11 protein-coding genes and 1 pseudogene are annotated in these 13,886 nt (G+C 46.5%); 1 reads left to right on the top strand and 11 read right to left on the bottom strand.

All coding sequences use genetic code 11. The features are described from left to right. Positions 1–2: 2 nt before the first annotated feature. The 5 genes and pseudogenes from KI743_RS01495 to KI743_RS01475 all read right to left on the bottom strand — a co-directional run bounded on the left by KI743_RS01495 (position 3) and on the right by KI743_RS01475 (position 6,689). Complete coding sequence (locus tag KI743_RS01495) at positions 3–1,739, bottom strand: hypothetical protein (RefSeq protein WP_373417777.1); 1,737 nt, start codon at positions 1,737–1,739, stop codon at positions 3–5. Positions 1,740–1,874: 135 nt separating this feature from the next. Continuing rightward, positions 1,875–3,380: pseudogene (locus KI743_RS01490) on the bottom strand (BCCT family transporter); the annotation flags it as partial. Between the two features lie 267 nt (positions 3,381–3,647). Continuing rightward, positions 3,648–4,643: a membrane dipeptidase gene (locus KI743_RS01485; RefSeq protein ID WP_285464450.1), complete on the bottom strand. Its 996-nt coding sequence runs from the start codon at positions 4,641–4,643 to the stop codon at positions 3,648–3,650. Between the two features lie 87 nt (positions 4,644–4,730). Further along, positions 4,731–6,191 (bottom strand): aldehyde dehydrogenase family protein, encoded by a 1,461-nt coding sequence (locus KI743_RS01480; protein ID WP_285464447.1) that lies wholly within the window; start codon positions 6,189–6,191, stop codon positions 4,731–4,733. A gap of 99 nt (positions 6,192–6,290) precedes the next feature. Next, positions 6,291–6,689 carry a RidA family protein gene (locus tag KI743_RS01475; protein WP_032552394.1) on the bottom strand — a complete coding sequence of 133 codons (399 nt, stop codon included), beginning with the start codon at positions 6,687–6,689 and terminating at the stop codon, positions 6,291–6,293. 158 nt (positions 6,690–6,847) lie between these two features. Here KI743_RS01475 and KI743_RS01470 point away from each other — a divergent pair, with 158 nt between their 5' ends. After that, positions 6,848–7,729: a LysR family transcriptional regulator gene (locus KI743_RS01470; protein WP_285464444.1), complete on the top strand. Its 882-nt coding sequence runs from the start codon at positions 6,848–6,850 to the stop codon at positions 7,727–7,729. A gap of 42 nt (positions 7,730–7,771) precedes the next feature. On the opposite strand, the gene KI743_RS01465 is transcribed toward KI743_RS01470, so the two are convergent. The 6 genes from KI743_RS01465 to pstC all read right to left on the bottom strand — a co-directional run bounded on the left by KI743_RS01465 (position 7,772) and on the right by pstC (position 13,854). Then, positions 7,772–8,776 (bottom strand): S66 peptidase family protein, encoded by a 1,005-nt coding sequence (locus KI743_RS01465; RefSeq protein WP_285464442.1) that lies wholly within the window; start codon positions 8,774–8,776, stop codon positions 7,772–7,774. A 709-nt stretch (positions 8,777–9,485) separates the two neighbouring features. Further along, positions 9,486–9,677 (bottom strand): hypothetical protein, encoded by a 192-nt coding sequence (locus tag KI743_RS01460; protein WP_285405574.1) that lies wholly within the window; start codon positions 9,675–9,677, stop codon positions 9,486–9,488. A gap of 175 nt (positions 9,678–9,852) precedes the next feature. Further along, complete coding sequence (locus KI743_RS01455; RefSeq protein ID WP_285464441.1) at positions 9,853–10,305, bottom strand: hypothetical protein; 453 nt, start codon at positions 10,303–10,305, stop codon at positions 9,853–9,855. Continuing rightward, positions 10,289–11,056, bottom strand: coding sequence for a phosphate ABC transporter ATP-binding protein PstB (gene pstB, locus KI743_RS01450; protein ID WP_373417787.1), 768 nt, complete (start codon positions 11,054–11,056; stop codon positions 10,289–10,291). Before pstB ends, KI743_RS01455 begins: the two co-directional genes overlap by 17 nt. 124 nt (positions 11,057–11,180) lie before the next feature. Then, positions 11,181–12,482, bottom strand: a complete 1,302-nt coding sequence (pstA, locus tag KI743_RS01445; RefSeq protein WP_285464439.1) for a phosphate ABC transporter permease PstA — start codon at positions 12,480–12,482, stop codon at positions 11,181–11,183. Then, the gene (gene pstC, locus KI743_RS01440; protein WP_285464437.1) at positions 12,475–13,854 is read right to left on the bottom strand and encodes a phosphate ABC transporter permease subunit PstC; all 1,380 of its coding nucleotides are present in this window, start codon (positions 13,852–13,854) and stop codon (positions 12,475–12,477) included. The genes pstA and pstC overlap by 8 nt, the downstream gene beginning before the upstream one ends. Positions 13,855–13,886 lie beyond the last annotated feature (32 nt).

Here is a 13,886-nt window from a genome sequence, read left to right as displayed (position 1 = left end):
CATTACTTATCCCCTTCAAAGTCAGTATGGTTAGCGGCGTCAACATTGTGCTGTATTGATGAAGATACTTGCTCTGGTAACAGTGGGAATAACCACTCATCTTCATGGATTTCATCCAATAGTGGTGCGCCTTGGAAGAAGGTCACGCGAACCCATCGGTCTGAGCGAGGGTCGAATTTAGTCGCGCCAAAAATCGCTAACTTACAGCGTAATAAGTGCATCGGCAGTGACGATTTGTGGAGTACGTTCATTTGAATGTCCCCCATCGCACTCTGCCCTAGTGACCAAACTCGTCTTGAAATCGCTCGATATTGCGGGTTCTGTACTAAGAACTCAGCCAGTGACAACTCCGGAGGGAATTGCAATAAAGCATGATACAGACGATAGGCTTGACGACCGATATCCAACGGCAGTTCACGCTCCTCGCCCGGCTCTTCTCCACGTACACCGAGTCTTGGCTCTTCTTTGTCTTGTGAGCGATACCAGAACCAGTAGTTGTTTTCTGCTTTGGTGAAATCTGTATTAATCGCCCAGCGGTATTTAGCCTCTAGAAGCACCAAAATATCCTGAACTTTTTTGCCGCTTGGGAGTGACAGCATCTCGCTACAGTTCATCTCATCTTGATGGGCATCCACTAAATCTGGATAGAGCTCCATCAAGCAGGAAATGAGTATTTCTTGGGCTTCGAGACTCATTGTTTGAGATTGAGTAACGAGCTGCTGCCATGTTCTGCATTTAGCCAGGTTTAGACTCAACGACGCGTTAAACTCTTTTAGGTCAGTGACGGCCTGTTGGTTTAACTCTTGTTGATGATCGTTAATGGTGATCACTTGCTCCAAATGGCAGATCGCCTTATTTATTAATTGCTCAAGTGGATACAGTTTTTCTTGTGATACCGATTGTGCCAACACATCAGCCAGCGCATGTTCACGCGTGGTCATCCATTGATCAACAATGCATGGGTGATTAATAAGATACGGCGCCATACCTAAGCCAGTCGCGTTACCAACACCAAGGTATCTCTGTAAACCTCGGTCGAGCTTCACCGCCGCATCGCCACTAGTTTGCTGTGCAAGGTAATGTACCCAGTCCAAGCTGAACTCACGCAGCAAATACACCGCACACATTTGAGCGCTAAACGACTGATTAAAGTCTGGGTTGTTTTCTAGGACTTTGAAATCCGCAATACCGAACTTGCCGTTGCCATAGACGGCTGTGGTTCTCAGTATGTAACCCACTTCTGCCAACTCAGCTGGTGTTGGCTGTTTGCCTTGAGCAAGATGGCTCACAATATGTTCGAACACTCGGACACTCTTGTTGGCACGCGCTAGAACCAAAACATTATTCGGGTTACGGCCCGCTTCCTGCAGTGGAACATTTGCTCGAAGGCGTTCAAGGAGTGCTTGGTCGACGTCACCGATAACCAGTGCGAACGTGACGTCCCACTTTTCAGCGATCACTCGGTCATTACGCTCTTCATCTGCGATCTCATCACAGAAGACAACCAAGTGATAAACATGCGTTGGCGTCGCTAATTTGTAAATCACATGACCAAAACCTCTCGGACATAGTTGCCAATCGTGCTTAGTTACTTGCCATTGCTGTTGTGCCATTTTTCGAATCAGCGTTCTTACAAAGCTGATGCGAGTTTGGTGCATTGCGCCTAGCCTTTCTGGCGCCATAACACTCTCTGCGTTACGTAGTTCGGATTCAGTGTAGGTTGAACGATGTGCATCCATTTTGCTCACCACCTTTATAGTTATTTAGTATCACTAACCGTTCCCAGCCGAGGGTTAGTTTTCACGTTATTGAATGAATTGGGGCGAGCCTTTCGCCCCTAATTGTTGTTTTACTTATAACCCTTGTTGTTTTGTTTATAGACCTTGCTCTTTTGCCATCTTGATTGCGATTTGTGGCGCATTCCAAAGTGATGGTAAAAGAATCAACGAAACTGGTACTGCAGTAATGACAATGAAAGATTGCAGTGCAGATATTCCGCCAGAGCCTAATGAGATGAGGATCAATGCCGTCACACCCATAGCCACACCCCAGAATGTACGAATGATGGCATTTGGCTCCGTCTCACCACTGATCACAACACTGATGGTGTACGTCATAGAGTCACCTGTCGTCACGATGAAGATCGTGGTTAGAATTAGGAATAAGATTGACACCAACATTGGCATTGGTAGCTGTTGCGTTACCGCCAGCAGTGCTCCCGGTAAGTTAAATCCTTCGAATGCCTTACTCACACTACCTGGGTCAGCAATTTCAAACGCTAGACCAGAGCCACCTACGATGGTGAACCAGAAGCAAGTTACCAATGGCGCAACAACACTAATCGTCGTCACAATCTGGCGGATGTTTCTACCGCGAGAAATACGGGCAATAAAGATTGCCATCATTGGTCCATAGCCTAAGAACCAACCCCAGAAGAACACCGTCCACCAGCTCAACCAGCCTTCATCACCACGGTAGGTCGCCATTGGAATAAAGTTATCCAGCATGCTACCCACGCCTTGAATGTAGCCATTGAAGATAAAGTTAGTTGGACCAAACAGTAGGATGTAGACCATCAGTGCCATCGCAAGAATCACGTTGTAACGACTCAGCAATTGCATACCACGATTTAGGCCACTCAGTGCAGACAACGTATACAAGGCAATAGCAAACAGGATGATGATCAGTTGGGTTGTAAAGCCGTCAGGTATCTCGAACAAGGCATTCAATGCGTAGCTAACTTGTAGTCCTAAGAAGCCAATTGGACCGATGGTTCCCGCCGCAACCGCAACAATACAACAAGCGTCAATCAGCGCTCCTGTATGCCCTTTTAGCGCTCGCTCACCCAATACAGGATAAAGTAGGATGCGCGGTTTCAGTGGCAAGCCTTTATCGTAATGAAGGTGCATCACCACAATCGAAGTCAAACTACCGACAATCGCCCATGCCAAGAAACCCCAGTGCATAAAGGATTGCGATAATGCATTAACCGCGCCTTGCTGTGCACTCTCTTGCGCACCATACAAAGGCGGTGGGCTTACATAGTGTGCGATAGGCTCTGCTGCTGCCCAGAACACGCCACCACCAGCCAGCAGTGTACAAAAGATGATTGCCATCCAGCGGAAGCCGTCCATCTCGGGCTTATCTGTTCCACCAAGAACTACCTTGCCTGTTCGCCCTGCCGCTAAGCCAAGACCAATAAGAAAAGTAAGCAGAAGAAGCAGCTGCCAATATGGGCCAAAGACTTTCACTGACCATGCAAAGCCGCTGTTTACGAGGCTAGATAAAAGCTCTCCATCATAAAGCGCTAGGGCAACAAACAGTGCGATGAACCCGCCGCTGTACCATAGAGCGGGGTTGCTCAATCCCAACTTGTCGTTGTTTACGTCCTTCGTATTGTTCGCAGTATTCGAATCTGACTTCTGTTTGTCTTTCTTCGACGAGGCGTTCATGCTCGCAGCTTCCAGACCATTCGGTTTCACGCTATTGGTTAAATCAGACATACTCTGACTCCAGAGGTTTCTTTGCAGCTCTCATAACAATGATGGCTGCAAGCGGTGTATTTAACACCTGCCCTGTTATTGTTGTCTTGGGCAGGCTAGTCCATGTTTAGGCCTATCTGGTATAATGTTTCCTTTTGTTTCGTCCTACTCTTTAGCAAGCGGCTCTAAGCCATCACTTAAGAAGTTAAACCAGTTTTCACCTAGTATTTTTCCGGCCTCGGCTTCACTAAAGCCGTGACTCATCAAACCGTTATAAATGTTTTCCATGCCAGTGCTTCCACAGAACCATGGCAGTGCGTCTGGCCAGCCAGAATTGCTAGCAGAGCCCTCTCCGTAATCCATCGCCTTTGACCAGCGACCATTACGCATCCACTCCAGCACCGATTGAGGTTGGTTCAAACACAAGTCGCTACCGATACCTAAGTGCTCAACGCCCACCATGTCTGCTGTTTTCGCGACCATTTGGCAAAAATCTTCAAGCGAACATTGGCTGCCGTTTGGTAAGTGGAATGGGTATAAGCTAAAGCCAATCAAGCCGCCGCGTGCGGTTAGCGCTTTGATCACTTCATTGGATTTGTTTCGCAATGCATCGTGAGCAAAAGTTGGGTTCGCATGGCTAATACAGATTGGGCGCGAAGAGAGGTCGATCGCTTCAAGCGTTGAGCGCTCGGCGCTGTGTGACATGTCGATGATCATGCCGACACGGTTCATCTCCTCGATCGCTTGCTTACCAAAACGAGTAACACCGGTATCGTGCTGCTCATAACAACCGGTCGCTAATAGACTCTGGTTGTTGTAAGTAAGCTGCATGATTAAAAGCCCTTGCTGGCGCATTACTTCAATCAAACCAATTTCATCGTCGATTGGTGAACAGTTCTGAGCGCCCATGAAGATGCCAACCTTGCCTAGCTGTTTGGCTTTTTCGACATCCGCCATTGAGTGGATTGGCATGATAAGGTCAGCGTTCTGTTCAAACCTTAGGTTCCATTCAGCAAAGCGAGTCAGAGTTTCACGCGCATTCTCGTGATAGACAATCGTCGCGTGTACTGCAGTAATGCCGCTGGCTTTCAATGTTTGAAAATATTCTCGATCCCAATTGCAGTACTGTAATCCATCGATAACTATTCGTTGCTGGTACATAACCACTCCTGTTGAATAACTCAAAATCGAACGTTTGACTCAGCCCGAGCCACACTCGGGCTTCGTCCTTGTTCAGTGACAAAGGCGTTAGTAAGGGCGCTGATACGCAGTTTTAACCACGGTGTAGAACTCTTTCGCATACTGACCCTGCTCACGAGGACCGAAGCTAGACTCTTTGCGTCCGCCAAATGGCACGTGATAATCCGTTCCGGCTGTTGGTAGGTTCACCATCACACACCCGGTTTGTGCCTGCTCTTTGAACATCGCACTTGTGCGAAGACTTTGAGTAATGATGCCGCCAGTTAGGCCAAAGCGCGTATCGTTGGTCGTAGCGATCGCTTCTTCTAAATCTGCTACACGAATAACGCTCGCCATCGGAGCAAACACTTCTTCTTGGTTCACTTCCCAGCTGTTTTGGGTATTCAAGAAAAGCGTTGGCGACATGTAGTAGCCTTCGTGTTCGAGGTTTAAGCGCTCTCCACCGAAGGCCAATTCCGCACCACTTTGACGTGCCTTTTCAATCCACTCGAAGTTCGCTTCAAGCTGCTTACCGTCAACAACAGGGCCCATGAAAATGCCATCTTTAAGTGCGTGGCCTACTTTGAGTTCGCTCATGCGTTTGATTAGTGCTTCAACGTATTGATCGTGGATGCTATCCATCACCACAAGACGAGAAGAGGCTGTACATTTCTGACCTGCACCTGAGAATGAACCAGCAATGGTTGCGTCAACCGCCGTCTGGATATCGGCATCGTCTGCGATAACCAGAGCATTCTTTGAGCCCATTTCCAATTGGCAACGGACGAAGTTTGGCGCTGTCGCGGCAGCAACTTTACGGCCTGTATCCACTGAACCGGTGAAGCTCACACCGTTTACATCTTTCGAATGAATCAGTGCGTCGCCTACTGTTGAACCGCTGCCCAATACAAGGTTGAACGTACCCGCTGGAATGCCTTGGCGGTGGATGATCTCAGTTAATGCAACCGCACTCGCTGGCGTTAAATTCGCTGGCTTCCAAATAACGCTGTTACCAAAAGCCAGTGCTGGGGCAATTTTCCAAGCTGCGGTCGCAGTCGGGAAATTCCAAGGAGAGATAATGGCGATAACGCCAACGGCTTCACGAGTCACTTCAACGGAGACCCCTGGACGGACGGAAGCTGCGTTATCACCAATTTGACGAAGTACTTCAGCAGCGAAGTACTGGAAGAACTGACCTGCACGATAGATTTCGCCACGGCCTTCAGCAAACGGCTTACCCTCTTCACGAGAAAGTAACGTTCCAAGCTCGTCACAGCGCGCAATCAGTTCATCACCGATCGCCTGTAGAACAGCTTGCTTGCGCTCAATTGGCGTTTTTTCCCATTCAGGTTGAGCGTGTTTTGCTGCCGAGATAGCCTGTTGTACTTGTTCAGGGCTTGCTTGCGCGAAATCGCCAAGGTTTTCTGAAATATCGGAAGGGTTGATGTTCGAAACAGTACTCACGCCTGCTTGCCATTCACCACCAATATAGAGTGCATTTTCTGCTTGAACATTGTTTAGTTGAGTCATCATTCTATCCTTGTCACGTCTTAGCGACTGTTGAGTCCGGTCGCTCTGTATTGATTCAATAATTAAGTTGTGTTCGTTTCAATTACCCAGGGCTATGCCTTATGCCTGTGGCGAAGCAGACGCATACACGACAAATTCCACTAGCATCTCTTCCCTTGCAAGCCCTGCCACAACCATCGCTGCTCGGTTTGGGTATGGCGCTTCAAAATGCTCCGCATAGATTGCGTTAACTGTTTTTAGGTATTCACGGTCGGTCACGTAGATCAGCACCTGAAGCACTGAGTCCAATGACTCTCCTGCGCACTCCAGTGTGTGTTTTAGATTGTTAAAAGTTTGTCGCGTTTGAGCTTCAATACCACCTTCAACGACCGCACCCGTATCATCAATTGGGATTTGAGCGGTATAAAGAGTACCGTTGTTAACAATGGCCCACTCTAGTGGCGCTTTAGAGGCGAATAGTTCCGTTTTTACTGGCTGTTTTTTAGTTTGTGCGTTCACGTTTCAATCCAACTTTGTAACAACTTTGTTTCAAGATGGTTAAATATTGCACCTTGACGCCTGATAAATCTAACGGTAAATTTCGTGCATTTGATAAATAAAACTTATCACCATGCACAAAGTAAGGTGAAACAAGGGATTGAGAGGGGTTCAAACGGATGAGTATCAAACTGCAGCAGTTAAAACATTTCGTTTTTGTGGTCGAGGAAGGGGGTTTTAGAGCCGCAGCGAACCGTGCCAACCGCTCTCAAGCGGCACTATCAACATCGATTAAAGAGTTAGAGAAGATACTCGGACAACCCCTGTTTGAAACAGGCAACAAGTCAACTCTGACGCCATTTGGCGAAATATGTCTACCTAAAATCATTCAGTTTTTGAATGTTTATAAAGCACTAGATAATGACTTACGCGCTGCGGCGGCAGGTCAGCAAGGAAGAGTAAGGATTGCCAGCGTTCCCTCTGTAGCCGCAAAATTAATCCCGAGTGTTCTAGGCGCCTTCTGTGAGCAATACCCGAATGTAGAAGTGAGTTTAATTGACGATAATGCGGCTGGCGTAGAAGCAAGACTATTGTCTGGAGAGGTTGATGTCGCGCTAGGCAACAGCTCAAGCCTCGATGAAGACACTATCGATTTTACTCCATTGATCTCAGACCCGATCGGTGTAGTCTGTTTGAAAGACAATCCAATAGCCAGTCAACCAGAAGGGATAGAGTGGCAGACTTTGCTTCAACAACCCTTTATCAGAAACGGCACATGTACCCTACTCGACCCTACTCCAGCGCGAACGCTCAGTGCACAAGCACTCTATTCGGTAGAAAACATCACGTCCCTATTTTCTGTACTTGAGCTTGGGATTGGGGTAACAACGTTGCCAAAACTTGCCTTCCCAACTAACGAAACCCGCTTAACTTGGATTCCGTTGATCGATCCGCCGTTAAAGCGCCAGATTGGTATATTCAGATTGTCAGATAGGACGATTTCTCCGCAAGCACAAGCCTTTCATGACTTGTGCGTGCAGTATTTGAAGATAAACCAATAACGGTTTGCTGATTGAAAGGGTTGATGGGTTAAAACTATTAGCTTAATCGCGGTTCAACCAATCGCCGGAAATCGAAATAGAGTGCTGATCAAAATCTATCTTACAGTTCGATCCTAATGGCAGAGTGAACATTGGATGGGTATGACAGCAATCAAAACCTGATAAGATCGGCACATTTTGACCATTTAACACCTCTAACAATACGTCTAGTGGTGTTCGGCCTGTTGCTCTGTCGTTAAAGAGCTCATGCTTGCCGAGTACAATTGCAGACACACGGTCGAAAATGCCGCACGCCTTGAGTAGTGAAAAAGAACGCTCTACCGTTTCAATTCCAAGCATGCAATCTTCAACCAGCAAAATATCGCCCTGCTTTATTTCAGGCATGTATTCACTACCCCAAATGGCCCCCATAGTATTGAGGTTGCCACCGATGATACGACCTTCGACAACACCAGTGCCTAGGTATTGCCATTCGTTCTGATAGACAGGTTTTGCTTTGTCTTGGGTTTCCCACTCGGCGCGGAAATCTGTCCATACCGCAGGCATAGCGTAAGTATGTGTATCGAGATCTTGGCAGAGAATTTGATGGAAAGAAGAGAAAGTCTCATCCACCAGTGGTGCAAATTCACCAAACGAAGCAACAAGCGCTGGACCATAGAAAGTTGGGATACCCGTTTGGGCATAGATACCCATGAGAAGTGCTGTCACATCGGAATAGCCAATAATGATTTTAGGATCGTCACGCAGAGCTTGGTAATCAATGTAAGGCAACAGCGCATTACTGTTATTACCGCCGATCGTTGACATAATACAACGCACACTCGGATCTCGAATCAAGGCATTAAGTTCAGCCGCGCGCTCCTGAATCGACCCAGAACGATAACCGTCTGATTTACCTGTGAGCTCCCCTGCCACAAGCTCAAAGCCTTTACTCTCTAGATACTGTTTAGCTCTCGCGAAACGTTTTGGGGCAAAAACCGTTGCAGGAGACGATGGCGAGAAGAACGCAATCTTATCACCGCGTTTTAGAGGTTTTGGTAGTAACATGCCGATGTCCTTATTCTTTTATTGACTAGCCAACCATTTAACCTATTGAAATATAATCATAATTGCAACAGCTAACTCTTAATTCAATAGACGAAGTTACGTGTAAATATAAGCGGACATTGTTGAGTAATAACGTAAAAACCGCGCTACATGAATTTGAACAAAAAAACCGCAGATTCACCGCTCATATTTTGTACAACAGATATACTTCTGTACTACAATGTATATACATCAACAATACAGAAGAGAGAGGTTTATATGAAACAAACACATACATTCAATCACACGGTTGAACAACCAGTATTTGGTTTACTAGAACGTATTGGTATTGTCGCATTAGTGATTGTCGCGACTCTATTTACCATGGCTTAAGCGCTGCTCGTTACCCCAAAAGACGAAGCTTTCAAAAGACAGTTTTCTAAAAAGACAGCGCTCTAGAAACAGTGAAGATTGAGTAAGCTTTGATCAATCATAGTCAAAACGCAGTCGCTAGTTGACCAAATCTGGCAAAGCGTAGGTCGGATAGAAGTAACTGGTTGGTAGAACAGTTTAGATAAAGAATGAGAGGATAAGGATATTCTCGTTGAATTCGAGAACATCACAGATGTTTAAAGAATAAAATGAACGACTGAAGATGAGCTTAACAGTTAACTGCAAAATCGATACTGGCGCGACGTTACTACTGTTATCACTGTTTTGCCGTTAGTAATTATTGTTCCGAGCTTTCATCGCTGTTGGTTTGATTCTCGGCCACGAATTTCTTTATGAACTGGCGAATCTCACGCGCCGCAGACGTATCCATATCATCACACAGCGATATAAAGCTGTCTTTCAACTCGCTATTTATCCGGATGATCAATTGGCTATCTTTCGCGTTTGCTTTGTTCTTTTTGGCGGCCATTACTGCATACCTTAGATACTCAAACTTTTAATAGTTCGATTCTAAGACACACAAGCCAAGAGAGCCAATGCGAATCGTATATTCGATGTATATACATGATCCGGCTCTATAATTGGTTACAAATTGAGAAGAGAAAAGCGTTTAAAAATCAACGCTAAATCACAAAAAGTGTTTTCTAGCCATACATGTATCGTGACATAAAGAAGTTCACGTTCTCGATTACGGCATCATATTCATTTTCCGTCTTCTCTACATCCCAAAACAATAATTTGTCGTAGGTTGGCATCGGAGAGACCATTTGAATGGCATTCAAGCTCACCGTGATCAGCAGGTCATAGTGCCCTGCCGTAAAATCACCATCCAATTTATCCACCCGACCGAATGTCTGCACATTGGCCCGATCGCCCACAGCAGAGGTTGGAATCGAGTAACAAATAATATCGAAATGACCATAGCACTTGATATCAAGCTGCTGCGCAGCAAACAAAGCCAGATCATTGCTCGAGTCCCCCAACACGAAAATACGCTTTCGTTTTAGAGGTGCGGTTGTGCGGCGAGTGAAAGCAGAGCCCTTAGCCCTGCTATCCAATTTGTTGCCTCGCCCAATAGGATTACCCAAAGCGGCCACTGATATAGTCCCTAGTCAAACGGTGTTGTGGGTTATGAAACACTTCCTTGGTTTCATTTACTTCGATCAAGTCACCCAAGTGAAAGTAAGCGGTACGGTCGGAAACACGCAAAGCTTGCTGCATTGAGTGCGTGACAATCACGATACTGAATTGCTTTTTAAGATCATGAATCAACTCTTCAATCACTTCAGTCGCAATCGGGTCAAGCGCAGAACAGGGCTCATCCATCAGAATTACTTCAGGGCTAATGGCGATAGTACGTGCGATACACAAACGTTGTTGTTGCCCGCCTGAAAGCCCTGTCGCTGGATGGTCAAGACGGTCTTTCACTTCATCCCACAAACCCGCTTTGGTCAGTGACTCTTCAACCACCATGTCCATGTCAGACTTCTTCTCTACCAAACCATGCAAACGCGGGCCGTAGATAATGTTGTCATAAATCGACTTAGGGAATGGGTTTGGTCTTTGAAACACCATCCCCACTTGCGAGCGTAGCTCAACAATTTCTTGATCTTTAGAGTAGATATCTTGGTTATCCAACGTGATGCTTCCGTTGATGACACAACCATCGACGGTATCGTTCATGCGGTTCAAACAACGCAAGAACGTCGACTTACCACAGCCCGACGGGCCAATCATAGATAAGACTTCGCGTTCGCCAATGTCTAAGCTGACATTTTTGATCGCCTGCTTTTGTCCATGGTCGTAAAACACATCAACATTGCGCGCTGACATACGCGCTTGGTCGATAAAAGGCAAACCGACAGTCTCTCTCGATTCATCTAGACGATGATGAACCGAATTTGCTGCTTGGACTTCAACTTGCAGTTGGCCAGATAAAGTTTGAATATTTTCAGTCATTTGAGAAGCACTCCTACCAACGGCGTTCTAAACGTTTACGCAGCATCACCGCGCATGAATTCATAAAGGCTAAGAAGAAAAGCAAAACCATGATTGCGCCAGAAGTATTCTCAGCGAAACCTTTCTCTGGGTTTTCAGCCCACAAGTAAATTTGTACAGGCAGTGCACTTGCTGCGTCGAATGGCCCTTGTGGCACATCAACTATGAAAGCCACCATACCAATCATAATCAGTGGAGCGGTTTCACCCAGAGCTTGCGCCATGCCGATAATCGTTCCTGTCAGCATCCCCGGCATCGCCAAAGGCAATACGTGGTGCGTAACAGACTGCATCTTAGATGCCCCTACTCCCAATGCCGCATCCTTAATCGAAGGCGGTACCGCTTTAATCGCGGCTCGACTTGAAATAATGATAGTGGGCAGTGTCATCAAGGACAGAACTAAGCCACCGACAATTGGCGCTGAGCGAGGCAGTTCCGCCACATTCAGGAAGATCGCCAAACCAAGCAAACCGAACACGATCGATGGAACAGCCGCTAAATTGTTGATGTTAATCTCGATCATGTCAGTGATTTTGTTCTTAGGTGCGAACTCTTCTAAATAAGTCGCGGCTGCCACCCCAATTGGGAAGCTAATACAGAAACAGACCAATAAGGTGTAGAAAGATCCAACCATTGCGCCCCAAATACCAGCAAGTTCAGCATCTCGGCTGTCGCCATTGGTAAAGAAGTTCTGGTTAAACACCGTTCTCACTTTGCCTTGGTTATCTAACTGCTCGAACCAAGCGACTTGATTGTCTTTAAACTTGCGCGAATCTTCCGGAATCGAGGCATCGACATTGCCTTTGTTGTACTGGTTGAACAGATCGCCCGTTAACGCCCAATAAGTGATCTCTGTGCCGACCAAGGATGGATTCGCAACCACCATGTCACGCAAGTCGTACTCGGCACCTCGAGAGATAAATGAGTACAGGGCCTTTCGCTCTTTGCGGCCATTAACTTCAATCTCTTCTTTAAGGGCATTACGCAGTGCTTTCATATAGTTAGCACTAAATAGTTCTGTCTCATTGGGTGATTCATTGATCAAACCAAGCGTCTCATGATCTAAGCTCACTTCAAGCTTGAGCTCCGTCGTCATGAACGCGGTATAGCCCTGAGAAGTGATCGAAGCAATCAGCACAACCAAAAATAGGATTGCCGAACTGATTGATACAATGCCATACCAACGAAAACGACCTTCTTTGGATTTCCTTTTCGCTAAACTCGCCTTTACTTTGGCTTTTTTAGTCTTTGATATTTCGTTTAAGACACTAGTCATATTGTTCTCGATATTTCTTAACGATGCGTAGCGCAACAAAGTTCAGCACGAGCGTCACCACAAACAGAGACAGTCCTAGTGCAAATGCAGCTAGGGTTTTCGGGCTGTCAAACTCTTGGTCACCAACAAGCAAGGTAACAATCTGAACGGTAATGGTGGTTACTGATTCGAGTGGATTTGCCGTGAGGTTGGCAGACAAGCCCGCAGCCATCACTACAATCATGGTTTCACCAATGGCGCGTGATACGGCCAACAACAAACCACCTACAATGCCCGGAAGCGCAGCTGGAAGAACGACATTTCTAATGGTTTCAGACTCTGTTGCCCCAAGGCTTAACGAACCATCGCGTAGCGATTGCGGTACGGCAGTAATCACGTCATCCGACAAAGAAGAAACGAAAGGAATGATCATGATGCCCATGATAAGGCCCGCCGCTAATGCACTTTCTGATGATGCCGATGTTAAGCCCACAGCATGTGCGGTATCACGAATCAAAGGCGCAACAACTAAAGCGGCAAAGAAACCGTAAACCACCGTGGGAATACCCGCTAACACTTCAAGTACTGGCTTTGCCACACTGCGAATGCGCGGAGAAGCGTATTCCGCGAGATAAATTGCGCTCATCAAACCAACCGGCGCAGCAATGCACATCGCGATGGCTGAGATCATTAAGGTGCCGACAAACAAAGGAATAAAGCCAAAGGCGCCACTTGCCCCTTGCTGGTCTGCGCGCAAAGCTACTTGCGGAGACCACTCCAAACCAAAGATGAAGTCAGTCACAGGAACAATATTGAAAAAACGAATCGCTTCGAACAGCACCGAAAGAACAATACCCAGCGTCGTTAAAATCGCGATCACTGAACAGATGACTAAGAACATCTGCAGTATGTTTTCGACATAAACACGTGCTTTGACTTTTGGTCGCACTAACTTCAAGCCCACGGCCAAGCCAGCGAACGAGATGGCGATCAAGGTAGCGAAGCGAAGGTTGTTACCCGACTCAATCACATGAATGTAATTTTGAGACGCATTGTTTAACCATTCTTGGTCTGTTGTCGTGATGCCATCAGCAACGTGTTTTATTTGACTGAATAACAGTGAAGGATTCGTACCACCCGATAGGACACTGCTCGGCAGGTTTGACATCACCATCGACTCAACAATGGAAGGATAGAAAGCGCTCCAGACAGCAAAAATGAGCAACGCTGGGATAGCAGCTAAAATTGCGGCTAACGTTGCGTAGTAGGAAGGTCTGGAGTGAAGGTATCTTAATCCGCCGTTTGAATGAGCCAGCTGTTTGGAACGATTTTTAGTCACCACATAGGCAACCGTCGAGATACCAAGCAGCAAGATCATAAGCAAAGAATTCATAGGACCTCTGAAACTAATAACGGGGTAACCTC

Origin of the sequence: Vibrio sp. D420a (genome assembly GCF_030248625.1) — a bacterium.
Taxonomy (GTDB): domain Bacteria; phylum Pseudomonadota; class Gammaproteobacteria; order Enterobacterales; family Vibrionaceae; genus Vibrio; species Vibrio fortis_A.
Note: the sequence above shows the minus strand (reverse complement) of the source record. Positions and strands in the feature narration are given on the sequence as shown.

Bases quoted from the DNA above. Each gene is read 5' to 3' on its own strand.
- KI743_RS01495 (WP_373417777.1), bottom strand. From the start codon at position 1,739: ATGGATGCACATCGTTCAACCTACACTGAATCCGAACTACGTAACGCA.
- KI743_RS01485 (WP_285464450.1), bottom strand. From the start codon at position 4,643: ATGTACCAGCAACGAATAGTTATCGATGGATTACAGTACTGCAATTGG.
- KI743_RS01480 (WP_285464447.1), bottom strand. From the start codon at position 6,191: ATGACTCAACTAAACAATGTTCAAGCAGAAAATGCACTCTATATTGGT.
- KI743_RS01470 (WP_285464444.1), top strand. From the start codon at position 6,848: ATGAGTATCAAACTGCAGCAGTTAAAACATTTCGTTTTTGTGGTCGAG.
- KI743_RS01465 (WP_285464442.1), bottom strand. From the start codon at position 8,776: ATGTTACTACCAAAACCTCTAAAACGCGGTGATAAGATTGCGTTCTTC.
- KI743_RS01460 (WP_285405574.1), bottom strand. From the start codon at position 9,677: ATGGCCGCCAAAAAGAACAAAGCAAACGCGAAAGATAGCCAATTGATC.
- pstA (WP_285464439.1), bottom strand. From the start codon at position 12,482: ATGACTAGTGTCTTAAACGAAATATCAAAGACTAAAAAAGCCAAAGTA.
- pstC (WP_285464437.1), bottom strand. From the start codon at position 13,854: ATGAATTCTTTGCTTATGATCTTGCTGCTTGGTATCTCGACGGTTGCC.